Raw genomic sequence first — 23,662 nt, 5'->3', positions numbered from 1 at the left:
GACCGCATGCGCCGCGTTGGCGCATCGTTTTGGTGGGCACGGGGCGCCCACCCTACTTCAGATACCGTTCGAACCACTCGATCGTACGCTTCCTCTGATCTAGCTGGTGTTCCGGCTTGCGAATCGCATGCCCTTCCCCATCGTAGATCACCAGCGCCGTCGGCGTCCCCATCGCACGCAGGCCGTGCCAGAACTCCATCGACTGCACGGCCGGCGTCTCGACGTCGCGCTCGCCCACGTACAGCAGGGTCGGCGTCTTCGCGTTCCTGATCGATTCGATCGGCGAAGCGGCGCGGTAGATCGCTGGGTCGTCGTACATGCTGGCCCCGAAGAATGGCACCATCCACTGGTCGATACCGTTCTGGCCGTAGTAGCTGATCCAGTTGGCGATGCCGGCGCCAGCCACCGCGGCCTTGAAGCGCTGGCTGTGCGTCACGCCCCACATGGTCATGAAGCCGCCGTAGGAATGGCCCATCAGGCCGAGGCGCGCGCCGTCCACCGGCGCCTGCTTGATCACGGCGTCGACCCCGGCCAGGATGTCGCGCCAGTCGCCGCCGCCGAAGTCGCGCCGGTTCGCCTGCGTGAAGGCCAGGCCCTGCCCATAGCTGCCGCGCGGGTTCGGCTGGAACACGTAGAAGCCGCGCGCCGTCAGCTCGCGCACCAGCGGGTTGCCGAACTCCCCTTCGGCGACGAAGCGCGGCGTGGCGGCGGACGCCGGTCCGCCGTGCACGATCACGACCATCGGATGCTTGACGCCGGCTCGCGGCTTGCGCGGACCGATCAGCCAGCCCTGGCTGCGCATGCCTTCGTTGGTCCACACGATGCTGCGTGCGGACACCTGGGGCGCGAAATCGGCGTTGTCGCGCGTGATCGGCTTCAAAGCGGGAATGCGCCCGGCGACGATGCGCGGCGCCTGTTCGTAGGATTCGATCACCGATACGGCCGAAGCGCCGTCCGCGCTGAATACGATGCGCCCGTCGGCCGAGCCGTTGGCGGACACGGCCGCGCCCCACTGCGTGCGCGCCGTTTTCGCAAGCGGATCGATCGCCACGATCGCCATCTCGCTGCCCTGCAGGCTGGAGGCCAGCAGCTGCGTGCCCTTCCACGCCAGGCCGTTGAAGGAGCCGGCGTAGTTCGGCGTCACGTCGACCGGCTCGCCGCCGGCCAGCGGCACGGTGTAGACGTTGCCGCCGACCGAGCCGAAGTCGCTCATCAGGCCGCCGACAAAGGCCACCGTGCGGCCGTCCGGGGACACGTGGGGCAGGCTCATTTGCATCTTCGGCGCGGCGATCACACGCAGTTCTCCGCTGCCGATGTCGACGTGGCCGAGCGTCGCGACCCACCAGTTGTTGTCGCCATTGCCCTTGGCGCTGGTGGCGACGAAGCCGCGTCCGTCCGGCGTCCAGTCGTATTCGTAGACGAAGGTGTCCGGCGGCGAAACCAGGCGCAGCGTGCCGCCCGCGCTTGGCGCCAGCGCGATGCGCTGGGCGTCTTCCTCGATGCCGATCTCGCCGACCTGGCGTGCGCCCGCTTCCACCGCGCCGGTCAGCTTCTTCGCGCCGACCGTCGCCAGCAAGGCGATGCTGGCGCCGTCGGGCGACCAGCGCGCCGTATTCGCCACGCCTTTCACGGTGGCGGCGGCAATCGTCTTGCCGTCGCGCGCAACCCAGAGCGTGGCTTCGCCCGTCCCGCGGTTGGCAGCAATGAAGGCCAGGGCCTTGCGGTCCGGCGACCAGGACGGAAAATCGTAGGAGCAGGCGGCGCAGGGATCGTACTGCGCCGTGATGCGTCCGCTGGCGGCGTCGCGCACGACGATGGCCGCATGGGCGCGCTGTCCCGGGATGCCCGGGTCGCTCGACTCGATCGCGGCGATCGATTCGCCGCCGGCGCTGATCGCCACCGAGCGGTATTCGCGCATGGATGCCCCATGAGCGCCATGCGCGGCCGTCGCCAGCAGCAAGGCTCCGCCCAGCAAACTTTCCTTGATTCTCATCTGCTCTCCTCGTGATGAGCCGGCTCATGGGCAGGCTCATGTTTATTGTGGAGCGCAGTCTACGCCGTTTTGAGTGAGTCTGGAGCGCAACAGTTTGTATGCAGGCGGAATAAACTTGCTTGCACTTAAGAAATATGAAGGCGGTTCGTTGACGCAAAGCTAGAGTGGAAGTTCGACCTCAGCAGGAGTTGACCATGATCTACAAGGACAGCGACAACAAGATGCCCGTCGTCGCCATACTCGAGCGCATGCTGGCGCTGGCGGGACCGGACAAGCGCGCGCTGATCGCGCACGAGCTGCGCATGATGCGCGCCGGGATCCTGGCCGAGCGCGAAGCGATCGCCCTGATCGACGTCCACCTCAAGGATTCGACCCGCACCGCCGTCGTGCACGACCTGCGGCTGGTCTCGAACGAAGGCGCGGCGGCGCGGATCGACCACCTGCTGATCCACCGCTCGCGCCGCTTCTACGTGCTCGACACGCGCTACTTCGCGCACGGCCTGAAGATCACCGAGGACGGCGACTTCCTGCGCTGGAGCGAGGCGGACAAGCGCCACGCGCCGATTCCCTCCCCGTTCGACGCGCTGGCGCGCCAGGTCTCGGTGCTGCGCGACGCACTCGAAGCCTTCGGCCTGGACGATGCGCCGGTCGAGACCCTGGTGCTGCTGGCCCCGAATGCGCGCATCGAGCGTCCGCGCCGCTTCGACAACGACACCATGCGCGTGATGCGGGCCGACCAGTTCCTGGAAAAGCTGAACAACGGCGTCGAGAATGCCCAGGCCACGGCGCTGGCGAAGCTGCATGAGCTGAACCGGACAAGGATGTCCGAATCCATCGGCGAGATCGCGCAGCGCCTGATCGCCCTGCACAGCCCGTCGACGGCGGACACCATGGCGCGCTTCGGCTTGCGCCGCGACGCGGCCATGCCCGCGCCTTGCCCGCCTGCGCCGTCCGCCCCGCCCGCCGCCGACAGCGAGGGCGATCCGCCGGCGCCGGAGCAGAATCAGGCCTTGGCGGCCGAGAGCATGCGCTCGACGTAGCGCGCGATCAGGTCGATCTCGAGGTTGACCTGCGAGCCGGCGCGCAGGTGCTTCAGCGTCGTGACCTCGATGGTGTGCGGGATCAGGTTGATCGAGAAGCGGCAGACCTTCGCGCTATCGACGCTCAGGTCTTCGACGCGGTTCACGGTCAGCGACACGCCGTTGACCACGATCGAGCCTTTATAGGCGAGGAACTTGCCCAGCTCCTGGGGCGCGTCGATCACCAGTTCGCGCGATTCGCCGACCGGCTCGAAGCTGTGCACGCGGCCCAGGCCGTCCACGTGGCCCGAAACCAGGTGGCCGCCCAGGCGCTCGGCCAGGGTCAGCGCCTTTTCCAGGTTGACTTCGCCCGGCGCGTCCAGGCCCACGGTCTTGTTCAGGCTTTCGCGCGAGACGTCGACGCAGAAGCTCGACGCATCCTTTTCCACCACCGTCATGCAGGCGCCGTTGATGGCGATCGAGTCGCCCAGGGCAACGTCGGCCAGCGGCAGGCTGCCGGCGTCGATCTGCAGGCGCACGCCCGCGTCCAGGCCGCCCGCCAGCGGCGCGACCGAGTTGATATTGCCGACGGCGGCGACGATTCCAGTAAACATGCTGCTTTCCTTCAGGTTGGTTCTTCGTTGTGTAGTCTGGCCACAATGCGCAGGTCGGCGCCGACCATGGCGACGTCGTGGAAGCGCAGTGCGATCTTGTCCGCCAGGCGCGTCAAAGGCGGCAGCGCGAACATGCCCTGCCCCGATCCGATCAAACTCGGCGCCAGGTAGACCAGCAGTTCGTCGACGCAGCCCTCGCGTACCAGCGAGGCGTTCAGCTTCGAGCCGGCCTCCACGTGCACTTCGTTGATCTCGCGCCGGCCCAGTTCCAGCATCAGCGCCGGCAGGTCGACCTTGCCGGCATTGTTCGCCAACAGGATGACTTCGTGGCCGGCTGCGCGCAGCCGGGCTTCCTTGTCCGCATCCGGAACGGCGCCCACGATCCAGCACGGCGCGCCCTGCAGGATCTTCGCGTCGAGCGCGATCTCGAGGCGGCTGTCGACGATGACGCGGCGCGGCTGTCTTGGGGTGTCGATGCCGCGCACGGTCAGCTGCGGATCGTCCGCCTTGACGGTGCCAATCCCGGTCAGGATCACGCAGGCGCGCGCGCGCCAGGCGTGGCCGTCCTGGCGTGCCTCGGGGCCCGTGATCCACTGGCTCTCGCCGTTCTCCAGCGCGGTCATGCCGTCCAGGCTGGCCGCGATCTTCAGGCGCACCCAGGGACGGCCGCGCCGCATGCGCGAGAAGAAGCCGATGTTCAGTTCATGCGCTTCATTCGCCAGCAGGCCGGAGGCGGTCGCGATGCCGGCCGCTTCGAGCTGCGCCATGCCGCGCCCGGCGACCAGCGGATTCGGGTCGCCCATCGCCGCCACCACGCGTCCCAGTCCCGCTTCGACCAGGGCTTTCGAGCAGGGCGGCGTGCGGCCATAGTGGCTGCAGGGTTCCAGCGTGACGTAGGCGGTGGCGCCGCGCACGTCGTTTCCGCGTGCGGCAGCGTCGCGCAGGGCCTGGATCTCGGCATGCGCCTGGCCGGCCGGCTGGGTGTGGCCGGCGCCGATGACTTCGTCGTCGCGCACGATCACGCAGCCCACGCGCGGATTCGGCGCGGTGATGTACATGCCCTTCGCAGCCCATTCCAGGGCCAGGGCCATCGCTTCGGTGTCGTTATTGATCTGCACAGTCTTGTTTCGTGTCCTAGCCTGGCGCTTCCGCGCCGTCGCAATTCGTGTCGCGCGCCGGGTTGCAGGCACGCGCCCGCCCCAGCATGTTGATCTTGATCCGGCGGACCGCGCCGCCATGAAACAGCGACAGCGTGCCCCAGCGCGCCGCGCCGCTCGTGCTGCAGCTGCGTCCGGCGCCATTGTAGGCGATGTAATACGGCGCTGCAGGACTCGTGAAGGAGAAGTCGGCACCGAAGCCGGCAGCCAGCGCCTCGTGCACGGCGAGGATGTCGTCGCCGGGGCCAGGCAGGCCGTCGCCGTCGCGGTCGGCGAACACGGTCCAGCCCTGGCGCCAGTCGGCCCCGCCCGCGTCGCGCGGCAGCACGATGACCTGCTCGTTGCGCGCGATCGCCTGCGCCCGCGCCAGGCCGATCGCGCCGAACAGGTCGTTGGTGGCCGCGCGCAGCTGCTGGGCGCGCAGCAGCGCGGCCAAATCGGGCACGGCCACGCCCAGCAGGACGGCGGCGATCGCGGTGACGGTCAGCAGTTCGGGCAGCGAGAAGCCACGCGCCATGGTCAAAGGCGCTTTCATGGCCAGCAGCGGCTTGACGTTCCGCTGGCGCCCTGCGCGCCGCGGCTATCCAGGCTCAGGATCCCGCACTCGGGATCGGTGAAGCGCGCGTCGACGTTCGCCGTCCCCGGACGCGCGCGCAGCCGCACGCAGTCGCGCAGCTCGCTGCCGGGGCAGGCCTCGGCGTCCAGCTCGTAGAAACTGGTGGCGGCGCTGTTGCCCGACCACCAGGGCAGCCCCGCCACCGGCTCTGCCTGCGAAAAGGCGACATAGGTATGGTGGAGCGCGTGGTGCTGCTCCTGGCGCTGCATCGCGCCGATCAGCGCGACCTTGCCCTCCATGCGCCGCGTCTTCGTCAGATAGCCGGCATAGCCAGGCCAGGCGATGCTGGACAGGATGGCGAGGATGAGCAGCACGAGCAGCATTTCGACCAGGGTGAAACCGCGGGACATCGTTTTCTCCTCGATTGGTTCACTTGGATGCGGCCCGGTGCAGCGCGGGCCAGTTGGCAATCTCGCGCCAGCCGAGGCGCCTGGCCGGCGCGGTGCCGGCGGCGCGCCGGTAGTAGCTCTGCAGGACGACGACCGTGGCCGGATCGGCGCCGACGCCGAGCGCGGTGATGCGAAACAGGGGCTCGGATGTCGGCGGCGATGCGGGCAGCAGTTCGACCAGGTAGCGCGGCGCCGCGGCAGGCAAGCTGCCGCTGCCCGTCGGCAGCGTCCGCCCGCTGAAGCGGCCGTATTCGACGCCGGCCTCGCCCTGCAGGTCGGCCGCCTGCCAGGCCGGCGCGGCGCCCGCCGCCGGCTTGCACAGGCCCGTCTTCTCGGCACGGCCGCTGCAGCGCTGATCGAAGGCATCCGCATCGAGCGCCGTGAAAATCGCGGTGCGCGGCGACGCCGGGCCGGCCGCGCCGTCGATGTCGCGCTCGGCGTCGACGAGCGCCGCCTCGGCCGCCGCATGGGCTACCTGGCGGTCGCGTTCGTAGCGCGCCGACTTGGCGCCGGCCAGCGCGGCGCGCGTGCCTGACAAGGACATCATCAGCAGCGCCAGCATCAGGAACAGCATGGTGACGAGCGCCGCGCCGCGCTCCTGTTCAGCGAACTTCATGTCGGGCTCAGGGCTGGGGTGCGCCGACCGCGTACACGGCCGTGAACAGGCGGCGCGCCGGCGCCGGACGGCCGCCATCGAGCTCCGCACGCGTCAGCTGCACGCCCGCATCCGCACTCCCCTGCGCCGCGCCGTAGGCCGCTCCGAAGAGCGCATAAGCATCCGGCTGCACGGGCGCGCTCGATGCCTGCTCACCGTGCAGCAGCAGCGCCACCTGCACGCTGGCGACGCGCTTCCAGGCCGTCTTTTCATTGCGCTCGCCCGGCGCCAGCGCGGCGTCGAGCGCGGCCAGTGCGCTGGCGTTGACGTAGCGATTCGGGATGCCGTCGGTCGGCGTGTCGGTATCGAGCCCATACAGCACCTGGAAGCCGTCGACGCCGGCGACCACCGCGTCGGCGCTCCAGTTGGCCGCGCCCTTGTACTTGCAGCGCAGCTCGGCCAGGCCGTCGCCATTGCGCGCGACATAGAAGATGCTCCAGCCATCCTTCGCCTCGTGCACCGTGAAACCGGCGCAGTCGACCACGCTGCCGTCGCCATCGGGCGCACCGCCGGCGCCGCCATAGCGCACGGCCAGCACGTCGCTGCCGTTGACGGCGCTCGTCACCGGATCGTCGATCCCGAAGCTGGTCTTGACGAGCGAGCGGCTGTCGAGACCCGCGAGCGGCGCCGGCGCGTTCTTGTCGGGCGGGCCGTGGCGTTCCCAGTCGACAAAGGCGCCCTGGCGCACCGCGCGCCCGATCAGCGCCAGCGCATAGCGTCCGCCGTCATCGATGCCGGCCGCGTCTTCGTGAGCGACATAGGCCTTGTTGGCGCTGACCATCAGGACCGCGCCGGCCAGCAGCACGCCGAGGCCGACGGCCAGCGCGACCAGCAGCTCGGCCAGGGTCATACCGCTTTGCCGCGCCTTCATGCCGACACCACCATGACGACGACAGGTGCCGCCGTGGATGCGCCCGGAATATGCCAGCCCAGCTTGACGACCACCGGCGCCCCGGCGCCGCCGGAACAGTTCCACTCGAAGGATTGCAGCGCCGCGTTCCAGCCGCCCGCATCGCGGCAGACGGCGATGCGCCCGCCCGGAAAGGCGCCATGCACGATGCGCGCCGCCTCGTACAGGTCGAAGGCGGCCAGCTGCGCGGGGTCGCAGGCGGTGCCGAAGCATTGGACGGACGGCGCATCAGGCGCGCCGCCGGCGGCATCGTAGTCGAAGCCGAGGTAGGGATTGGATGCGTCGGGCAGCGCCGCATTCACGCGCATGCGCGCCCCAAGCGAAGCGGCCAGCTGCACGGCCTCGGATTCGAGCGCCGCCTGCTGGCGCAGGCGCGCGCTCGACAGCTGGGTGCCGGCCGCACCGGCCACGCCGAGGGCCAGCACGAATAAGGCAACCAGGACTTCGATGAGGGTGAAGCCACCCTGAGACCAGCGCTGCAAGGACCACCTCCACGATTCGAACGCGGGAATTCGCGCGAACCGAGAAGTTAACAGCGCGGCCGAGCGTGCTCCTGCGCTCGCTCAAGCGTGCGCGGGCGGCCCAACAGCGTTTGATTTATTTGCGTGAATGGCCGACTTCGACGAGCGCCTGCTGGAACTCGGCCAGGTCCTTGAAGTCTTTATAGACGGAGGCAAAACGGATGTACGCGATCTCGTCCAGGCGCTTGAGTTCCTGCATCACGAGCTCGCCGACATAGCCGGTATCGACTTCGCGGCGGCCGCTGGTGAGCAGCTTTTCCTCGATCGAGGCGACGGCGGCGTCGATCGCCGCGGCCGGGACCGGGCGCTTGCGCAGGGCCAGCATCAAACTGCCGCGCAGCTTGCTGCTGGCAAATTCGGTGCGGCTGCCGTTTTTCTTGACGATGATCGGCATCGACAGTTCGATGCGTTCGTAGGTGGTGAAGCGCTTGTCGCATTGCACGCAGCGGCGACGGCGGCGGATGGCGTCGCCTTCCTCGGATACGCGCGTATCGAGGACCTGGGTGTCTTCATGCTGGCAAAACGGACATTTCATGGGCGCCGGTGTTACTCAATGATGCTGGCTAATGCAAAGGAACGGCAGCCGGACACCCGGTGCCGTTCCTGAACTCTACTACGTTTGCTACTGAATGGTGATTTCCGCTTACTTCGCGTACACCGGGTACTTGTCGGTCAGCACCTTGACTTCGGCCTTGACGCGCTCGATGGTCGCGGCGTCGTGCGGGTTGTCCAGCACGTCGGCGATCAGGTGGCCGACCTTGACCGCGTCTTCTTCCTTGAAGCCGCGGGTGGTGAAGGCCGGGCTGCCGAGGCGGATGCCCGAGGTCACGAAGGGCTTTTGCGGGTCGTTCGGGATGCCGTTCTTGTTGCAGGTCATGTGTGCCTGGCCCAGGATCGCTTCCGCTTCCTTGCCAGTCAGGCCTTTGGCGCGCAGGTCCACCAGCATCACGTGCGACTCGGTGCGGCCCGAGACGATGCGCAGGCCGCGCTCGGTCAGGGTATTGGCCAGGGCGGCGGCGTTCTTGACCACCTGCTGCTGGTACTCCTTGAACTCGGGCGACAGCGCTTCCTTGAAAGCGACGGCCTTGCCGGCGATCACGTGCATCAGCGGACCGCCCTGGATGCCAGGGAAGATCGCCGAATTGATCTGCTTCTCGTACTCGGCCTTCATCAGGATGATGCCGCCGCGCGGGCCGCGCAGCGATTTGTGGGTGGTCGAGGTGACGAAGTCGGCATGCGGCACCGGGTTCGGGTATTCGCCCGCGGCGATCAGGCCGGCGTAGTGAGCCATGTCGACCATGAAGTAGGCGCCGACTTCCTTGGCGATGCGGGCGAAGCGCTCGAAGTCGATGCGCAGCGCGAAGGCCGAGGCGCCGGCGATGATCATCTTCGGCTTGTGCTCGCGCGCCAGGCGCTCCATGGCTTCGTAATCGATGTCTTCCTGCTCGGTCAGGCCGTAGGAGATGACGTTGAACCATTTACCCGACATGTTCAGCGCCATGCCGTGGGTCAGGTGGCCGCCTTCGGCCAGCGACATGCCCATGATGGTGTCGCCCGGCTTCAGCATGGCGAAGAACACGCCCTGGTTCGCCTGCGAACCCGAGTTCGGCTGGACGTTGGCGGCTTCCGCGCCGAACAGTTCCTTCAGGCGGTCGATCGCCAGCTGCTCGGCGACGTCGACGTATTCGCAGCCGCCGTAATAGCGCTTGCCCGGATAGCCTTCGGCATACTTGTTCGTCAGCTGGGAGCCCTGGGCTTCCATCACGGCCGGCGAGGTGTAGTTCTCGGACGCGATCAGCTCGATGTGATCTTGCTGACGGGTGTTTTCCTTCTGAATGGCGTCCCACAGTTCCGGGTCAACCTTGGCCAGCGTGTGATCTTTTGCAAACATGAACAAAACTCCAATCGATAAGAGAACCGGACAACAGCAGTGTCGGATCGGCGCGCGGCCCAAGAAGCAGCCGGCCGCGCTGCAATACACGCGAACCATTGTCGGCTGCCCAGGCGAACGGCGGATGAAGTCTCACATTCCCCGGTGGGACCCCACCTTTCCCGCACTTGAGGTGCGAGTTTCGCCAGTTATGTGAGACATAAATGGACTCAGGATTGTATGTGAAGTGCCCGTTGAGGGCAAGGAAAGCCCTGCCAGGCTGGCAACATCTTTGAAACTTCAAGCAAGATTGTCGGCTACAATCTTGCAGCATCTGCCACCCGAGGAATCCACCATGATCGTTTTCATCACCGGCGCTTCCGCCGGCTTCGGCGCCGAAATGGCGCGCACCTTCGTCCGCAACGGCCACCAGGTCGTGATGGCCGCTCGCCGCATCGAACGCCTGCAGGCGCTGGCGGCCGAACTGGGCGAATCGGCGCTGCCGGTCGAGATGGACGTGACCGACAAGAAATCGATCGAGGAAGCGCTGGCGATGCTGCCGCAATCCTGGCGCCAGATCGATGTCCTGATCAACAACGCCGGCCTGGCGCTGGGCACCGCGCCCGCCCACGAAGCGCCGCTGGACGACTGGGAAACCATGATCGCCACCAATTGCAAGGGCCTGGTGACGATGACGCGCGCCCTGCTCCCGGCCATGGTCGAGCGCGGCAGCGGCCTGGTGATCAACCTGGGCTCGGTGGCCGGCCACTATCCTTACCCGGGCGGCAACGTGTATGGCGCCACCAAGGCCTTCGTCGAGCAGTTCACCCTGAACCTGCGCGCCGACCTGGTCGGCACCGGCGTGCGCGCCACCAACCTGGCGCCCGGCCTGTGCGGCGGCACCGAGTTTTCGAACGTGCGCTTCAAGGGCAACGACGAGGCGGCGGCGAAAGTCTATGAAGGCACGACGCCGCTGACGGCCAAGGACATTGCCGAGACCGCTTACTGGATCGCGTCCCTGCCGCCGCATATCAACGTCAACAGCATCGAGATGATGCCGACTTGCCAGGGCTTCGCGCCGTTCAATATCAAGCGGGCGTAAGAGTCGTAGGGTGGGCGCCCCGTGCCCACCGATGGACGCGCAGCCAATACGCTTGGTGGGCACGGGGCGCCCACCCTGCGGCACAGCGTGCGCCCCGACTTCGATAATTGTGAGAAAGTGTTACAGTTATTGTCCTGACAGCGTTGTCTCTCGTCTACTACGCCGCGCTCCATGGATTTTCCAGCGAACGCACCGCCGTGCTGACCCGCGGCAGTGTGTTCGCTAGCATACATACACGCGTATAGCGTAAAATGTTTCCTTTTATCATTTTTGGCAAATAAGAATGCCTGCGCCTTTCACCTGGACAGTACGGGTTTATTACGAAGATACGGACGCCGGCGGGATCGTGTTCTACGCGAATTACCTGAAGTTCTTCGAGCGTGCCCGCACCGAGTGGCTGCGCGCCGCCGGCGTCGACCAGCAAGCCTTGCTCGAGCGTGAAGGCGCCGGCTTCGTCGTGAAAAGCGCCCACCTCGACTACCACGCGCCGGCCCGCCTGGACGACCAGATCACCCTGACCTTGACGGTCGAAAAGCTCGGCCGCGCCTCGGTCCAGTTCGCCCAGAAAGCGTATCTTGGCGACCTGCTGCTGGTCGAAGCGCAGGTGAAAGTCGGCTGCGTCGACCTCGCCGCCATGCGTCCGCGCTCGCTCCCCGGCGATGTCGCTGATAAAATGCGTGCCGCTTGACTCATTCAACAATATTGCATAACAGATGACCCCATCCCACGACCTCTCCTTCCTTGCCCTCATCAGCAATGCGCACCTCATCGTGCAGCTCATCATGCTGCTCCTGCTGGTGCTGTCCGTGGTCAGCTGGTCATACATCTTCCGCAAACTGTTCGCCATCCGCGCCGCGCGCCGCCAGACCGAGCAGTTCGAGCGCAGCTTCTGGGCCGGCGGCAACCTGCATACCCTGCACCAGTCGGCCTCGGCCCAGCGCGACCAGAGCGGTCCGCTGGCGCGCATCTTCGAAGCCGGCATGGGCGAATTCATCAAGGGCAAACAAGCCTCGCGCGACGCCCTCGACATGGGCGCCGTGCTCGACGGCTCGCGCCGCGCCATGCGCGCCGCCTTCCAGCGCGAACTCGACGGCCTCGACCTGCACCTGAACTTCCTGGCTTCGGTCGGTTCCGTCTCCCCTTACATCGGCCTGCTCGGCACCGTGTGGGGCATCATGAACGCCTTCCGCGGCCTGGCCAGCGTCCAGCAAGCGACCCTGGCAGTGGTTGCACCCGGCATCGCCGAAGCACTGATCGCCACCGCGATCGGCCTGTTCGCCGCGATTCCTGCCGTGGTCGCCTACAACCGCTTCACGCACGACATCGACCGCCTGGCGACCCGCTTCGAGAGCTTCGTCGAGGAATTCTCGAACATCCTGCAGCGCCAGTCGCGCTGATCCGGAGAATCGATCATGGCCTTTTCCAGCAGCATGCGCGGCGGACGCCGCAGCAAACTGAAATCCGAAATCAACGTCGTGCCCTACATCGACGTGATGCTGGTGCTGCTCATCATCTTCATGGCGGTGCCGGCCAACGAGACCCCGAACGTGGTCAACCTGCCGAATGCCGAGAAGTCGGCGCTGCCGCCCGACACCTACATCCACATCACCGTGAAACCCGACGCCACGCTGGCGATCGGCGTCAGCGGCAAGGAAACCGTCGCCGCCGAAACGATGCCGGACCGCGCCGCCCTCTTGAGCCGCCTGCGTGAACTGCACGAGAGCAATCCCGACTATCCGGTGATGATCGCGGGCGACCGCGACAGCAAGTACGCCGACGTGATCGAACTGATTTCGGAATCGAAGAAACTGGGGATCAACCGCGTCGGTCTCGCAACCAAATAAGCAATGTCCGCAACGAAGCCTGCCACCATCGGCGCCCCGTACACGGTGCCGCCAGAACCGAACCGCACCGGCGCGATCGTGCTGGCGCTGGCCGTGCACGCCCTGCTGCTGGCCTTCCTCTGGATCGGCATCAGCTGGCAGAACACGGAACCGCCCGCGGTCGAGGCCGAGGTGTGGGACATGAAAGTCGAGTCGGCCGCCGCCCCTGCGCTGCCGCCGCCGACGCCGCCCGAAGTGGTCGAGCCCGAGCCGCAGCCCGAGCCTGTCCCGACGCCGCCGCCTGCGCCGAAGGTCGTGGAGCCGGAGCCGGTCAAGCCGGCCCCGCCGGACATCAATCTCGAACGCGAAAAGAAACTGGCCGAGCAGAAGAAGCAGCGCGAACGCGAACGCGAACAGCTTGAAAAGAAAGAACGTGAGCGCGAACTGGCCGAGAAGCAGGAACGCGAAGAGCTGAAGAAAAAAGAACTGGCGAAGCAGGAACAGGAAAAGAAGGAACTCGAGAAGAAGAAGCTCGAGGCCGAGAAGAAGCTCGCCGCCGAAAAAGCGGAAGCCGAGAAGAAAAAAGTCGCTGCCGAGAAAGCCGCCAAGGCCAAGGCCGAGAAAGCCGAACAGGCCAAGCTCGACAAGATGCGCGACGAGGAACTCAAGCGCATGATGGGCGCCGTCGGCACCACCGGCAGCGCGGCCAAGTCGAGCGCGCCGAAATCCGATCCCGGGTACGTGGCCAAGCTGACCGCCCTCATCAAGAGCAATACGAGCTTCACGGGCAGCACCGACGTGCCGGGCAATCCGAAAGCCGTGTTCAAGGTCGAGACGCTGCCGACCGGCGAGATCCTGTCGGTGCGCCTGACCAAGAGCAGCGGCGTGCCGCAGTTCGACGATGCGGTGGAGCGCGGCATTAACAAATCGTCACCACTTCCAAAGAAGAAAGATGGTACGGTGGAGCGCACTATCGTGGTCAATTTCTCCATGAAAGATTTGGACTGACCGAACAAGTTACTCTTTACCGAGAAAAGAACGCATGAAAAAACTTCATTACCTGTTATTCAGCGCCACCCTCCTGATGGGCTCGGCGGCCAATGCCCAGCTCCAGGTGGAAATCGCCGGCGTCGGCAGCAACCAGATCCCGGTGGCGGTCGCCGCCTTCGCCGACGAATCCCTGGCCCCGGACCAGGTCTCGGCCATCGTGCGCGCCGACCTCGAGCGCAGCGGCGTCTTCAAGGTCATCAACGCCGGCCAGGTCATCAGCGACAGCGCCAGCGTGGACGCCGGCAGCTGGAAGGCGCGCGGCGCCGACGCGCTGGTGGTCGGCAGCGTGGCGCGCCAGCCGGACGGCCGCTTCGCCGTGCGCTATAAACTCTACGATACGGTCAAGGGCAGCCAGCTTTCGCAGATGGGCGGCGAAGTGCAGCCGAAGTACATCCGCCTGCAGGGCCACCGCATCGCCGACGACGTGTATGAAAAGCTGACCGGCGTGCGCGGCATCTTCTCGACCCGCATCGCCTACGTGAAGGAAAACCGCGCCGGCCGCAGCTATGCGCTGGCCGTGGCGGACGCCGACGGCGAGAACGAGATCGTCGCGGTGCACGGCAAGGAGCCGATCATCTCGCCGTCCTGGTCGCCGGACGGCGGCAAGGTCGCGTACGTTTCCTTCGAAGACCGCAAGCCGGTCATCTACATGCAGGACCTGGTCACCGGCAAGCGCCGCGTGATCGCCAACGAAAAGGGCAGCAATTCGGCACCGACCTGGTCGCCGGACGGCAGCAAGCTGGCGATCGCCCTGTCGAAGTCGGGCAACTACCAGGTCTACATCGTGAACGCCGACGGTTCCGGCCTGCGCCGCCTGTCGAACAGCAGCGGCATCGACACCGAGCCGCAATTCTCGGCCGACGGCCAGAGCATCTATTTCACCAGCGACCGCAGCGGCGGCCCGCAGATTTATAAAATGAGCGTCGCAGGCGGCAACGCCACCCGCGTCACCTTCAACGGCAACTACAACATCAGCCCGCGCGTGTCTCCGGACGGCAAGACCCTGGCCTGGATCTCCCAGCGCGACGGTGGCTACTCTCTTTACGCGAAGGACCTGGCAAGCGGCCAGGAACTGCGCCTGGCCGATGGGGCCTCCGAACCGAGTTTTTCGCCGAACGGCAAATACATCATGTATGCGAACAAGGGTGGCGGGCGTGTCTCGCTGGCCGTCGTATCGACCGATGGCCGCGTCAAGCAGCGTTTGTCCACCAAAGCGGGAAACATTCGGGAACCCAGCTGGGGCCCCTTCATGAAGTAATAGTAAAGAAGTAAACCACCAACCCAAGACCAGGAGAAAAACCATGCGCAACGTTAAGAGTGTATCCTTCATCATCGCCACCGCTGCCCTGCTCGCAGCCTGCAAATCGCCAGCCCCAGTGGCCGCACCGGCCGTCGAAGAGCGTCCAGTGACCCCGCCGGCAGCCGCCGACGCGCGCGACATCCGCCCGGTCGAAACCGCGACCGTCGATCCGCTGAACGACCCGAAAGGCGTGCTGGCCAACCGCAGCGTCTACTTCGACTTCGACAGCTACGTCGTGCGTGAAGACGGCAAGCCAGTGGTTGCCAACCACTCGCAGTACCTGAACCAGAACAAGGGCCGCAAGATCCTGATCCAAGGTAACACCGACGATCGCGGCGGCAGCGAGTACAACCTGGCCCTGGGCCAGAAGCGCGCCGAAGCCGTGCGCCGTGCGATGGCAACCCAGGGCGTGGCCGAAAGCCAGATGGAAGCCGTCTCGCTGGGCGAAGAAAAGCCGAAGGCAACCGGTTCGGGCGAGAGCGCCTGGGCTGAAAACCGTCGCGCCGACATCGTCTACCAGTAATCGTTTGATCGGGTCTTAAGACTCGGCGAATTGACAGCGGGGCGGGTGCAGTGCAGACTGCTACCGCCCCGTTTTCCATTGCATCACTCGTAAAGAAAGAGCCACGACATGCCTAAATTGTTGTCCCCGTCCCGTCTTGCCTGCCTGATGCTGGCCGCCTGGCTGCCGCTGCAGGCCTCCGCCGGCATCCTGGACGACGATGAAGCGCGCCGCGCGATCATCGACCTGCGCGCGAAAGTCGACAATATCACGCGCGACCTCACCACCCGCCTCGACGCCAAGGCCGACAAGAACGCCACCCTCGACCTGCTGAACCAGAACCAGCAGCTGCTGTCCGAGATCGCCAAGCTGCGCGGCCAGGTCGAAGTGCTGGCCAACGAGGTCAGCAAGGCCCAGAACAACCAGCGCACCCTGTACGCCGACCTCGACGCCCGCATCAAGAAGCTCGAGCCGCGCACCGAGACCATCGACGGCGAAAGCGCCCAGGTGCTGCCGTCCGAGAAGCAGGCCTACGACGGCGCGATGGAAGTCTTCAAGACCGGCGACTACAAGCGCGCGGCAGGCGCCCTGCAGGACTTCGTCAAGCGCTATCCGGAATCGGCCTACGCCGCCAACGCCCAGTACTGGCTCGGCAACGCCTACTACGCCCAGCGCGACTACAAGAACGCCATCGCCGCCCAGGAAGTCGTGACCACCACCTACGCCAGCAGCGCCAAGGCCCCGGACGCGCTGCTCAACATCGCCACCAGCTACGCCGAGCTGAAGGACAAAGTGAAAGCCAAGAAGACCCTGCAGACGCTGGTGTCGAAGTTCCCGGAATCGCAGGCCGCGCAGTCCGCCAAGGACCGCCTGGCCGCGCTGAAGTAAAGCTGCGCTGCAACATTCACGGCCTGCACGTTTGACAGCACGGCGGCAGCGCCCTATAATCTTGCTTCTTTCGGGTCGTTAGCTCAGCTGGTAGAGCAGCGGACTTTTAATCCGTTGGTCGCAGGTTCGAATCCCGCACGGCCTACCACGAATTCAGCAGCAGCATCAAAGGAGTCACGAGCAATCGTCGACTCCTTTTTTGTTTTCGGCGCCGCGCCCATTCCCTGCTGAGCCCAGCCATGTGCCGTGATGCCGGCCGTTAATGCATAATCCGGTTGCAGCACACGAGCGCCGCGGACACCGTCGTCCGCGCGCAACCAACGCATCCACCATGAGCGAACGCCCTCCCTCCCCGCTGCCCGCTGCACCGCCGTCGCCCGGCCTGTATTCGCCGCTGCGGCTGGGCAGCCTCGCGGCGCTGCTGATCCTGACCCTGGTGCTGGGCACCGCGGCGATGCTGCACGTCAGCTACCGCGACACCATGCGCCAGCAGCAGACCACGCTGCGCAACCTGGCGATCGCCTTTGCCGCCCAGTCCCAGGTCGTGGTCCAGGCCGTCGACCAGGCGCTGCGCCAGGTCGGGCGCAGCTACCGGCCGGCGCCGGACGGGCAGCCGCAAAGGCTCGCCTACTTCGACGAAGGGGGGCCGGCGCGCGAATACCTGCTGGGGCTCCATGTCTTCGGGCTCGACGGCCGCCTGCTGGCGAGCGGTGCGCCGCCGGGCGCGGCCAGGCCCGCGCCGGCAGCGCCCACCGGCGCCCTGGTGCGCGGCGACACGCTGCGGATCGGCATCTCCGCCGTCGACCGCACGACCGGGCGCGGCATCATCGAAGTCGTGCGCCCCCTGCGCGACGCCGCCGGACGGCGCATCGGCTCGGTGCTGGCCGAAGTCGACTCGGAACAGTTCGAGCGCATCTACAGCCTGGTGGAACTGGGCGAAGGCGGCTCGGTGACCCTGCTGCACCGCGACGGCACGATGCTGGTGCGCGGCCCGAGCCTGCCGATGAACATCGGGCGCTCGTTCTTCCATACGCCCCTGTTCCAGCAGCATCTGCCGGCGAGCCCGCGCGGCGCCTTCGAAACAATCAGCCCGGTCGACGGCCTGGCGCGGCTGTATGGCTATGACGCGGTCGGCAATTACCCGCTCGTGATCATCACCGGGATGAACAAGTCGGTGGCGCTGGCGCCGTGGTATGGCCGGCTGTGGACGGCCGTGTCGCTGCTGACCCTGGTCTGCCTGGCGCTGGCCTTCCTGGCCTGGCGCGTGGCGCGCGATACCCGGCGCCAGCAGGCCCTGATCGTGCGCCTGGAAGCGAGCGAAGCGCAGGCCGGGCGCAGCGCCGGCTACCTGGCGGCGATCCTGAATGCGGTGCGGACCCCGATCTGGGTGCTCGACGGCGCACGCCGGCTGGTGGTCTGGAACGAGGCTTTTACCCGCTTCGTCGGACGCACGCCGGCCGAACTGGGTGGGCGCCTCGAGGCCGAGGTGCTCGATCCGGCCGGGGCGGCCGAGCGCGAGCGGCGCTACGCCCTGGTGCTGGGCACCGGCCGCACCGACGAGGCGCTGGCCACGCTCGCCGACGGCGCAGGCGACGCCCGCAGTGTGATCCAGCAGACCTCGCAGCTGCTGGACGCCTCCGGCCAGGTGCAGCTGGTCAGCCTGCTGACCGACATCACCGAGCGCGAACGGGCCGAGGCGCACCTGGCCTACCTGGCGAACTTCGACGCCCCGACCGGCCTGCCGAACCGGAATCACTTCCGCCACCTGCTGGGTGCCGAACTGGCCGACGCCGCCGCCAAGGGCACGGGGTTGGGCACGCTGGTGGTGTCGCTGGCGCGCCTGCACGAGATCAGCGACCTGCTCGGCCACGAAGCGGGCGAGGCGGCGCTGCGCGAGATCGGCGTGCTGTTCCAGTCGCAGCTGCCGCGCGCGGCCGGCGTGGCGCGGATCAAGAGCAACGAGTTCGCGCTGGCGGTGCATGCCCACCATGGCCGCGGCGAGCTGGAAGAATTCGCGCAGGCCCTGCACCGCCGCCTGTCCAGCCCGTTCAGCGTCAACGGCCGCGAGTTCTTCCTCGGCCCGCGGGTCGGCGTCTCGCTCTTCCCCGAAGACGGACAAAGCGCGGACGAATTGTTCCGCCGCGCCGAGAGCGCGCGCAACCGCAGCGGCGCCGACGGCGAGACCATCCATTTTTATTCCGAGAGCGTGCAGGCCGACCTCGACGAGCGGCTCACGGTCGAGGCCCAGCTGCGGCGCGCCCTCGAGCGCGGCGAACTGCGCATGGTGTACCAGCCGAAGGTGGCGCTGGAGTCGGGACGTATCGTCGGCTTCGAGGCGCTGCTGCGCTGGAACAGCGCGGAGCTCGGCGAGGTGTCGCCGGTGCGCTTCATCCCGCTGGCCGAACGCACTGGACTCATCGTGCCGATCGGCGCCTGGGTGCTGCAGGAAACCTGCCGCCAGCTGGCGCGCTGGAACGCCGGCGGCGCCGGCCTGAAAGTGGCGGTGAACCTGTCGCCGCGCCAGTTCGACCAGAAAGACCTGGTGCCGATGATGCAGCGCTGCATCCTCGAGACCGGCGTCGATCCGCGCTGCCTCGAATTCGAGATCACGGAAACGGCCCTGATGCGGCGCGAAGGAGAGGTCGACGACCTGCTGCACGCGATCCGCGCGCTCGGGGTCGAGCTGTCGATCGACGATTTCGGCACCGGCTACTCGAGTCTGGCCGCTTTGAAGCGCTTCCCCGTGCAGCGCCTGAAGATCGACCGCGCCTTCATCCGCGACCTCGGCCGCGACGAGGACAGCGCCGCCATCGTGCGCTCGATCCTGAACCTGGCGCGCAACCTCAAGATGTCGGTCGTGGCCGAAGGCGTCGAGACCGCGGAGCAGCTGGCGATCCTGCGCGCGCTGGCCTGCGACGACTACCAGGGCTTCCTGTTCAGCCGGCCGGTCGAGGCCGGCCAGGTGCCGGCGCTGGTCGAGCGCAACCGCGCGGTGGCCGCCCCGGCTACCTGAACTGGCTTCTTAAAACTCTTCCCAGCCGTCGCCCGCGGTCGTTGCCGTTTCTTTCTTGACCGGACGCGGCTGCGCGGCGGCCTTGGGAGCGGCCGGCTTGGCGAGCGCCGGGCGCGCGGCTGGCTTTGCCACCGGCGCCGGACTCTGCGCCGGCGCCGCTGCCGGCACGCTGACGCTGCCCTCGATCCGGAACGCGCCCACGGTGCGCGCCAGAGAGGCCGCTTCCTGCTGCAGCGACTGCGCCGCCGCCGAAGCCTGCTCGACCAGGGCCGCGTTCTGCTGGGTGGTCTGGTCCATCTGCACGATGGCTTCGTTGACTTGCGTGATGCCGGCCGTCTGTTCCTGGCTGGCGGCGCTGATCTCGGCCATGATGTCGGTGACGCGGCTGACGCTGGCGACGATTTCCTTCATCGTCGCGCCGGCCTGGTCGACCAGCTGCGAGCCGTGCTGCACCTTGCCGACCGAGTCGTCGATCAGGCTCTTGATTTCCTTGGCGGCCGCGGCGCTGCGCTGGGCCAGGTTGCGCACTTCACCGGCGACGACCGCGAAGCCGCGGCCCTGCTCGCCGGCACGCGCCGCTTCGACCGCTGCGTTCAGCGCCAGGATATTGGTCTGGAAAGCGATGCCGTCGATCACGGCAATGATCTCGACGATCTTGCCGGCCGAAGCGTTGATGCCGCCCATGGTCTCGACCACCTGCGCCACCACCTCGCCGCCCTTGCCGGCAATCGCCGATGCCGAACCGGCCAGCACATTGGCCTGGCGCGCATTGTCGGCGTTCTGCTTGACCGTCGAGGTCAGCTCTTCCATCGAGGACGCGGTTTCTTCCAGCGAGCCGGCCTGCTGTTCGGTGCGCGACGACAAGTCCAGGTTGCCGTCGGCGATTTCGCCCGAGGCGGTGGAAATCGTATCGGTGCCGGCACGCACGCGGGTGACGATCTCGACCAGCGCATCGTTCATGTCGCGCAGGGCGGCCATCAGGCGGCCGGTCTCGTCGTTCGAACGCACCTCGATGCGCTGGGTCAGGTCGCCCTGGGCGACGGCGCCGGCGATCTTGACCGCCTCTTCGAGCGGACGCACGATAGCGCGCACCAGCAGCCAGCCGAGCCAGGCGGCGACGGCCAGGCCCAGCACCAGGCCGGCGAAGCAGACGATGCGCACGATCTCGACGATTTCCTGCGAACGCTTGAAGTCGGCGGCGGCCACGTCAGTCTGGATCTTGACCAGACCGGCGATATCTTTTCCCATCGGGATAGCCAGTTTGTGCATCGGCCCGTTCATGCGCGCCGTTGCGCGATCGATGTCGCCATCCTTCAGCGCAGCGATGATCGGCTTCAGGGCCTGGTCCAGGAAGCGCGCGCGAGATGCGGCAAACTTCTGGGCCAGCTGCTTTTCGTCATCCGCCATCCTGGTGGTGTTGTACGCCTGCCAGGATTTGTTGGCCTCGGCGATGTTCGCCTCGACCTGCTCCATGATCGGGCCGGCCGGGTCGCCGGTTGCGATCGCCTTGGACACCAGGATCTGGTTCAGCATCACGATCTGCTGGACTTTGTTGAGTTCGGCAAGCGCCACCAGGCGGTCGTCGTACATGCTCTTCATGGCATCGTTCGACTTTTCCAGATTCAGGATGCCGACCGCGAAACCGGCGATGAGTTCGACAGCAAGGAAACCAATGACAAAGATGAGGCGCGTCTTGATGGTGATGTTCTTGAACATGATTCGACCGCAGATAGATTGATGAAAGGCAAGGCCCGCTTCATTTGATTATAGAAATTTCTGAATCCCACAGGAAACACTATCGGATATCCGCACTGGCTTTCCGGGTTTCGTCGCCTGAAGACAACGGAAACATAACAAGGCGTCATGGCCTGTGAACAAATCGACAAGCCCTCTCTTTCTGCGGCGCAAACGGTTTGCCTATAGAATGCTGCGATTGAGTTTTTGGTTTCTAAGAAGAACGACATGACCCTCACCATCATCCTGAACCTCGTCGTCGCCCTGTTCGTATGCGCCCTGCTCTACCGCATGCAGGCCAGCCACGCCTCCTTCACCAAGCGCGTGTTCACCGGCCTCGGCCTGGGCGTGCTGCTGGGCGCGGCGCTGCAGGCGATTTACGGCGCCGGCTCGCCCACCGTTGCCGGCACCAATGCCTGGCTCGACGTGCTCGGCAGCGGCTACGTCAAATTGCTGCAGATGATCGTGATCCCGCTGATCATGGTCTCGATCGTCGGCGCTATCCTCAAATTGCGCGACGCCGCCTCGCTCGGCAAGATCAGCGCACTGACCATCGGCATCCTGATCGCCACAACGGCCGTGGCCGCCATGATCGGCATCCTGATGGCGAAACTGTTCGGCCTCACGGCAGTGGGCGTGACCGCCTCCGCCGCCGAAGTGGCGCGCGGCGAGTACCTGCAGGGTTCGCTATCCACGGCCAAGGAAATCTCGCTGCCGTCGATGCTGCTTTCCTTCATCCCGGCCAATCCCTTCCTCGACATGACGGGCGCGCGCAAGACCTCGACGATCGCCGTCGTGTTCTTCTCGGTCTTCGTCGGCATCGCCGCCACCGGCATCGCGTCCAAGAAGCCGACCGAATTCGCCTCCTTCAGCCAGTTCGTGCACGTCGCCCACACCATCGTGATGCGCATGGTGACCCTGGTGCTGCGCCTGACGCCCTACGGCGTGTTCGCGCTGATGACCAAGGTCGTGGCCGGTTCCAGCCTGCAGGACATCCTGAACCTGGCCGGCTTCGTGCTCGCCTCCTACAGCGCGCTGATCCTGATGTTCGGCGTGCACCTGGTGCTGGTGGCGCTGTCCGGCCTGAACCCGGCGCGCTACGTGAAGAAGATCTTCCCGGTGCTGGCCTTCGCCTTCACCTCGCGCACCAGCGCCGGTTCGATTCCGATGAGCGTGGCGACCCAGACCACGCGCCTCGGCACGCCGGAAGGCATCGCCAACTTCGCCGCCTCCTTCGGCGCCACCATCGGCCAGAACGGCTGCGCCGGCATCTATCCGGCCATGCTGGCCGTCATGATCGCGCCGACGGTCGGCATCGATCCGTGGACGGCGAGTTTCATCCTGCCGCTGCTGGCCATCGTCGTGTTCGGCTCGATCGGCGTGGCCGGGGTCGGCGGCGGCGCCACCTTCGCCGCCCTGATCGTGCTGTCGGCCCTCGACCTGCCGGTGGCCCTGGCGGGACTGCTGATCTCGATCGAACCGCTGATCGACATGGGCCGCACGGCCCTGAACGTGAGCGGCTCGATTACGGCGGGCACCCTGACCTCGCGCGTGCTCGGCGCCACCAACATCGCGGTATTTAATAGCGACGCGGAAACCAATCTGGACAGCGAAGAACAAGCTGCTTGAAGTACAAAAAAAGTTAATAGTTTGCGCACGGAATCGTGCGCGGCCCACCTGCCGAATCTGTCTATGATGATGTCATGTCAACATCAACGGCGGGCAGGTAATGGAACAAAAGTGGCCACAGGAACTCTGGCTGATCCGGCACGGGCAAAGCGCAGGTAACGTCGCACGTGACGTCGCCGAGGCCGCTGCCGGGCACGAAATCGACATCGCCGAGCGCGACGTCGACGTGCCGCTGTCCGAGCTGGGCATCCGCCAGTCCGAAGCCCTTGCCTCCTGGTTCGCCAGCCTGCCGCAGCACGAGCGTCCCAACGTCGTGCTGCATTCGCCCTACGTGCGTGCGGCCGAGACCGCCAAGATCCTGATCCGCCGCCTCGAGCGCGACACGCTGCTGGCCATCAATGCCGACGAGCGCCTGCGCGAAAAGGAGTTCGGCATCCTCGACCGCCTGACCACGCACGGCATCGCCCACAAGTATCCCGACCTGTATGCGCAGCGCCAGCACGTCGGCAAGTTCTACTTCCGCCCGCCCGGCGGCGAGAGCTGGTGCGACGTCATCCTGCGCCTGCGCAGCGTCATCGACACCCTCAGCCGCGACTGGTGCAACGAGCGCGTCGTGATCGTCGCCCACCAGGTCATCGTCAACTGCTTCCGCTACCTGATCGAGCGTCTCGACGAAGCGAGCATCCTGGCTTTCGACCGCGCCGGCGACGTGCCGAACTGCTCGGTCACCTCGTATTCCTTCGACCCCATTCAAGGCAAGCATGGCCGCCTGGTGGTGCGCCTCGTGAATTTCGTCGCGCCGCTCGAAAACACCGGCACGCCGGTCACGGTCGGCAAGGACGTGCCGTCCGCGCCGAAAGCCTGAGGTCAACATCCG

23 protein-coding genes, 1 tRNA gene and 1 riboswitch are annotated in these 23,662 nt (G+C 66.4%); of the genes, 13 read left to right on the top strand and 11 right to left on the bottom strand.

The window, feature by feature from the left end; translation table 11 throughout:
• Positions 1 to 52: 52 nt before the first annotated feature.
• On the bottom strand, positions 53 to 1,993 hold the full coding sequence (locus ACFPQ5_RS21540; protein ID WP_379760653.1) for a S9 family peptidase: 1,941 nt from the start codon (positions 1,991 to 1,993) through the stop codon (positions 53 to 55).
• A gap of 194 nt (positions 1,994 to 2,187) precedes the next feature.
• Here ACFPQ5_RS21540 and ACFPQ5_RS21535 point away from each other — a divergent pair, with 194 nt between their 5' ends.
• Complete coding sequence (locus tag ACFPQ5_RS21535; RefSeq protein ID WP_379760651.1) at positions 2,188 to 3,033, top strand: nuclease-related domain-containing protein; 846 nt, start codon at positions 2,188 to 2,190, stop codon at positions 3,031 to 3,033.
• Here ACFPQ5_RS21535 and ACFPQ5_RS21530 read toward each other — a convergent pair.
• The 9 genes from ACFPQ5_RS21530 to glyA form a co-directional block, all read right to left on the bottom strand.
• The gene (locus ACFPQ5_RS21530) at positions 2,997 to 3,626 is read right to left on the bottom strand and encodes a riboflavin synthase (RefSeq protein ID WP_379760649.1); all 630 of its coding nucleotides are present in this window, start codon (positions 3,624 to 3,626) and stop codon (positions 2,997 to 2,999) included. The genes ACFPQ5_RS21535 and ACFPQ5_RS21530 overlap by 37 nt on opposite strands.
• Before the next feature lie 11 nt (positions 3,627 to 3,637).
• Entirely contained in the window at positions 3,638 to 4,744 is a 1,107-nt protein-coding gene (gene ribD / locus ACFPQ5_RS21525; protein WP_379760647.1) for a bifunctional diaminohydroxyphosphoribosylaminopyrimidine deaminase/5-amino-6-(5-phosphoribosylamino)uracil reductase RibD, read from the bottom strand.
• 16 nt (positions 4,745 to 4,760) lie between these two features.
• Positions 4,761 to 5,318 (bottom strand): GspH/FimT family pseudopilin, encoded by a 558-nt coding sequence (locus tag ACFPQ5_RS21520; RefSeq protein ID WP_379760645.1) that lies wholly within the window; start codon positions 5,316 to 5,318, stop codon positions 4,761 to 4,763.
• On the bottom strand, positions 5,315 to 5,749 hold the full coding sequence (locus ACFPQ5_RS21515; protein WP_379760643.1) for a type IV pilin protein: 435 nt from the start codon (positions 5,747 to 5,749) through the stop codon (positions 5,315 to 5,317). The genes ACFPQ5_RS21520 and ACFPQ5_RS21515 overlap by 4 nt, the downstream gene beginning before the upstream one ends.
• 19 nt (positions 5,750 to 5,768) lie before the next feature.
• Positions 5,769 to 6,404 (bottom strand): pilus assembly protein, encoded by a 636-nt coding sequence (locus ACFPQ5_RS21510; protein WP_379760641.1) that lies wholly within the window; start codon positions 6,402 to 6,404, stop codon positions 5,769 to 5,771.
• Between the two features lie 7 nt (positions 6,405 to 6,411).
• A complete protein-coding gene (locus ACFPQ5_RS21505; protein ID WP_379760639.1) occupies positions 6,412 to 7,314 on the bottom strand; it encodes a PilW family protein in 903 nt (300 codons plus the stop codon).
• On the bottom strand, positions 7,311 to 7,835 hold the full coding sequence (gene pilV / locus ACFPQ5_RS21500; protein WP_379760637.1) for a type IV pilus modification protein PilV: 525 nt from the start codon (positions 7,833 to 7,835) through the stop codon (positions 7,311 to 7,313). Before pilV ends, ACFPQ5_RS21505 begins: the two co-directional genes overlap by 4 nt.
• A gap of 115 nt (positions 7,836 to 7,950) precedes the next feature.
• Positions 7,951 to 8,409: a transcriptional regulator NrdR gene (gene nrdR, locus ACFPQ5_RS21495; RefSeq protein ID WP_379760635.1), complete on the bottom strand. Its 459-nt coding sequence runs from the start codon at positions 8,407 to 8,409 to the stop codon at positions 7,951 to 7,953.
• A gap of 108 nt (positions 8,410 to 8,517) precedes the next feature.
• Positions 8,518 to 9,765: a serine hydroxymethyltransferase gene (gene glyA, locus ACFPQ5_RS21490; RefSeq protein WP_379760633.1), complete on the bottom strand. Its 1,248-nt coding sequence runs from the start codon at positions 9,763 to 9,765 to the stop codon at positions 8,518 to 8,520.
• Between the two features lie 100 nt (positions 9,766 to 9,865).
• Positions 9,866 to 9,967: riboswitch (ZMP/ZTP riboswitch) on the bottom strand.
• A 132-nt stretch (positions 9,968 to 10,099) separates the two neighbouring features.
• Here glyA and ACFPQ5_RS21485 point away from each other — a divergent pair.
• The 10 genes from ACFPQ5_RS21485 (at position 10,100) to ACFPQ5_RS21440 (ending at position 19,422) form a co-directional block, all read left to right on the top strand.
• Positions 10,100 to 10,846, top strand: a complete 747-nt coding sequence (locus tag ACFPQ5_RS21485) for an SDR family oxidoreductase (RefSeq protein ID WP_379760631.1) — start codon at positions 10,100 to 10,102, stop codon at positions 10,844 to 10,846.
• A 283-nt stretch (positions 10,847 to 11,129) separates the two neighbouring features.
• Entirely contained in the window at positions 11,130 to 11,534 is a 405-nt protein-coding gene (ybgC, locus tag ACFPQ5_RS21480; RefSeq protein ID WP_379760629.1) for a tol-pal system-associated acyl-CoA thioesterase, read from the top strand.
• Positions 11,535 to 11,559: 25 nt separating this feature from the next.
• Positions 11,560 to 12,243 (top strand): protein TolQ, encoded by a 684-nt coding sequence (tolQ, locus tag ACFPQ5_RS21475; RefSeq protein WP_056339399.1) that lies wholly within the window; start codon positions 11,560 to 11,562, stop codon positions 12,241 to 12,243.
• A gap of 15 nt (positions 12,244 to 12,258) precedes the next feature.
• Positions 12,259 to 12,690 (top strand): biopolymer transporter ExbD, encoded by a 432-nt coding sequence (locus ACFPQ5_RS21470; RefSeq protein WP_379760627.1) that lies wholly within the window; start codon positions 12,259 to 12,261, stop codon positions 12,688 to 12,690.
• Positions 12,691 to 12,693: 3 nt separating this feature from the next.
• Complete coding sequence (gene tolA, locus ACFPQ5_RS21465; protein WP_379760625.1) at positions 12,694 to 13,677, top strand: cell envelope integrity protein TolA; 984 nt, start codon at positions 12,694 to 12,696, stop codon at positions 13,675 to 13,677.
• Positions 13,678 to 13,711: 34 nt separating this feature from the next.
• Positions 13,712 to 14,977, top strand: a complete 1,266-nt coding sequence (gene tolB / locus ACFPQ5_RS21460; RefSeq protein WP_379760623.1) for a Tol-Pal system beta propeller repeat protein TolB — start codon at positions 13,712 to 13,714, stop codon at positions 14,975 to 14,977.
• A 43-nt stretch (positions 14,978 to 15,020) separates the two neighbouring features.
• Complete coding sequence (gene pal, locus ACFPQ5_RS21455) at positions 15,021 to 15,542, top strand: peptidoglycan-associated lipoprotein Pal (protein WP_379760621.1); 522 nt, start codon at positions 15,021 to 15,023, stop codon at positions 15,540 to 15,542.
• A 108-nt stretch (positions 15,543 to 15,650) separates the two neighbouring features.
• Positions 15,651 to 16,409 (top strand): tol-pal system protein YbgF, encoded by a 759-nt coding sequence (gene ybgF, locus ACFPQ5_RS21450; protein ID WP_379760619.1) that lies wholly within the window; start codon positions 15,651 to 15,653, stop codon positions 16,407 to 16,409.
• 72 nt (positions 16,410 to 16,481) lie between these two features.
• Positions 16,482 to 16,557, top strand: a tRNA-Lys gene (locus ACFPQ5_RS21445).
• Between the two features lie 183 nt (positions 16,558 to 16,740).
• Positions 16,741 to 19,422: a bifunctional diguanylate cyclase/phosphodiesterase gene (locus ACFPQ5_RS21440; RefSeq protein ID WP_379760616.1), complete on the top strand. Its 2,682-nt coding sequence runs from the start codon at positions 16,741 to 16,743 to the stop codon at positions 19,420 to 19,422.
• Positions 19,423 to 19,431: 9 nt separating this feature from the next.
• Here ACFPQ5_RS21440 and ACFPQ5_RS21435 read toward each other — a convergent pair whose 3' ends face one another.
• Positions 19,432 to 21,138 carry a methyl-accepting chemotaxis protein gene (locus tag ACFPQ5_RS21435; RefSeq protein ID WP_379760614.1) on the bottom strand — a complete coding sequence of 569 codons (1,707 nt, stop codon included), beginning with the start codon at positions 21,136 to 21,138 and terminating at the stop codon, positions 19,432 to 19,434.
• A 246-nt stretch (positions 21,139 to 21,384) separates the two neighbouring features.
• Between ACFPQ5_RS21435 and ACFPQ5_RS21430 the strand changes: the two genes are divergently transcribed.
• Together ACFPQ5_RS21430 and ACFPQ5_RS21425 are read left to right on the top strand one after the other, a co-directional pair.
• A complete protein-coding gene (locus ACFPQ5_RS21430) occupies positions 21,385 to 22,785 on the top strand; it encodes an L-cystine transporter (RefSeq protein ID WP_379760612.1) in 1,401 nt (466 codons plus the stop codon).
• A gap of 100 nt (positions 22,786 to 22,885) precedes the next feature.
• Entirely contained in the window at positions 22,886 to 23,650 is a 765-nt protein-coding gene (locus tag ACFPQ5_RS21425; RefSeq protein ID WP_379760610.1) for a histidine phosphatase family protein, read from the top strand.
• Positions 23,651 to 23,662 lie beyond the last annotated feature (12 nt).

The sequence above is a fragment of the Massilia suwonensis genome (assembly GCF_042655665.1).
Taxonomy (GTDB): domain Bacteria; phylum Pseudomonadota; class Gammaproteobacteria; order Burkholderiales; family Burkholderiaceae_D; genus Telluria; species Telluria suwonensis.
The sequence above is the reverse complement of the archived record's forward strand: the minus strand, read 5'-3'. Positions and strand labels throughout refer to the sequence as shown.

Excerpts from the sequence above, each read along its gene's own strand:
- ACFPQ5_RS21540 (WP_379760653.1), bottom strand. The coding sequence starts at position 1,993 with ATGAGAATCAAGGAAAGTTTGCTGGGCGGAGCCTTGCTGCTGGCGACG.
- ACFPQ5_RS21535 (WP_379760651.1), top strand. The coding sequence starts at position 2,188 with ATGATCTACAAGGACAGCGACAACAAGATGCCCGTCGTCGCCATACTC.
- ACFPQ5_RS21530 (WP_379760649.1), bottom strand. The coding sequence starts at position 3,626 with ATGTTTACTGGAATCGTCGCCGCCGTCGGCAATATCAACTCGGTCGCG.
- ACFPQ5_RS21520 (WP_379760645.1), bottom strand. The coding sequence starts at position 5,318 with ATGAAAGCGCCTTTGACCATGGCGCGTGGCTTCTCGCTGCCCGAACTG.
- ACFPQ5_RS21515 (WP_379760643.1), bottom strand. The coding sequence starts at position 5,749 with ATGTCCCGCGGTTTCACCCTGGTCGAAATGCTGCTCGTGCTGCTCATC.
- ACFPQ5_RS21510 (WP_379760641.1), bottom strand. The coding sequence starts at position 6,404 with ATGAAGTTCGCTGAACAGGAGCGCGGCGCGGCGCTCGTCACCATGCTG.
- ACFPQ5_RS21505 (WP_379760639.1), bottom strand. The coding sequence starts at position 7,314 with ATGAAGGCGCGGCAAAGCGGTATGACCCTGGCCGAGCTGCTGGTCGCG.
- nrdR (WP_379760635.1), bottom strand. The coding sequence starts at position 8,409 with ATGAAATGTCCGTTTTGCCAGCATGAAGACACCCAGGTCCTCGATACG.
- glyA (WP_379760633.1), bottom strand. The coding sequence starts at position 9,765 with ATGTTTGCAAAAGATCACACGCTGGCCAAGGTTGACCCGGAACTGTGG.
- ACFPQ5_RS21485 (WP_379760631.1), top strand. The coding sequence starts at position 10,100 with ATGATCGTTTTCATCACCGGCGCTTCCGCCGGCTTCGGCGCCGAAATG.
- ybgC (WP_379760629.1), top strand. The coding sequence starts at position 11,130 with ATGCCTGCGCCTTTCACCTGGACAGTACGGGTTTATTACGAAGATACG.
- tolQ (WP_056339399.1), top strand. The coding sequence starts at position 11,560 with ATGACCCCATCCCACGACCTCTCCTTCCTTGCCCTCATCAGCAATGCG.
- ACFPQ5_RS21470 (WP_379760627.1), top strand. The coding sequence starts at position 12,259 with ATGGCCTTTTCCAGCAGCATGCGCGGCGGACGCCGCAGCAAACTGAAA.
- tolA (WP_379760625.1), top strand. The coding sequence starts at position 12,694 with ATGTCCGCAACGAAGCCTGCCACCATCGGCGCCCCGTACACGGTGCCG.
- tolB (WP_379760623.1), top strand. The coding sequence starts at position 13,712 with ATGAAAAAACTTCATTACCTGTTATTCAGCGCCACCCTCCTGATGGGC.
- pal (WP_379760621.1), top strand. The coding sequence starts at position 15,021 with ATGCGCAACGTTAAGAGTGTATCCTTCATCATCGCCACCGCTGCCCTG.
- ybgF (WP_379760619.1), top strand. The coding sequence starts at position 15,651 with ATGCCTAAATTGTTGTCCCCGTCCCGTCTTGCCTGCCTGATGCTGGCC.
- ACFPQ5_RS21440 (WP_379760616.1), top strand. The coding sequence starts at position 16,741 with ATGAGCGAACGCCCTCCCTCCCCGCTGCCCGCTGCACCGCCGTCGCCC.
- ACFPQ5_RS21435 (WP_379760614.1), bottom strand. The coding sequence starts at position 21,138 with ATGTTCAAGAACATCACCATCAAGACGCGCCTCATCTTTGTCATTGGT.
- ACFPQ5_RS21430 (WP_379760612.1), top strand. The coding sequence starts at position 21,385 with ATGACCCTCACCATCATCCTGAACCTCGTCGTCGCCCTGTTCGTATGC.
- ACFPQ5_RS21425 (WP_379760610.1), top strand. The coding sequence starts at position 22,886 with ATGGAACAAAAGTGGCCACAGGAACTCTGGCTGATCCGGCACGGGCAA.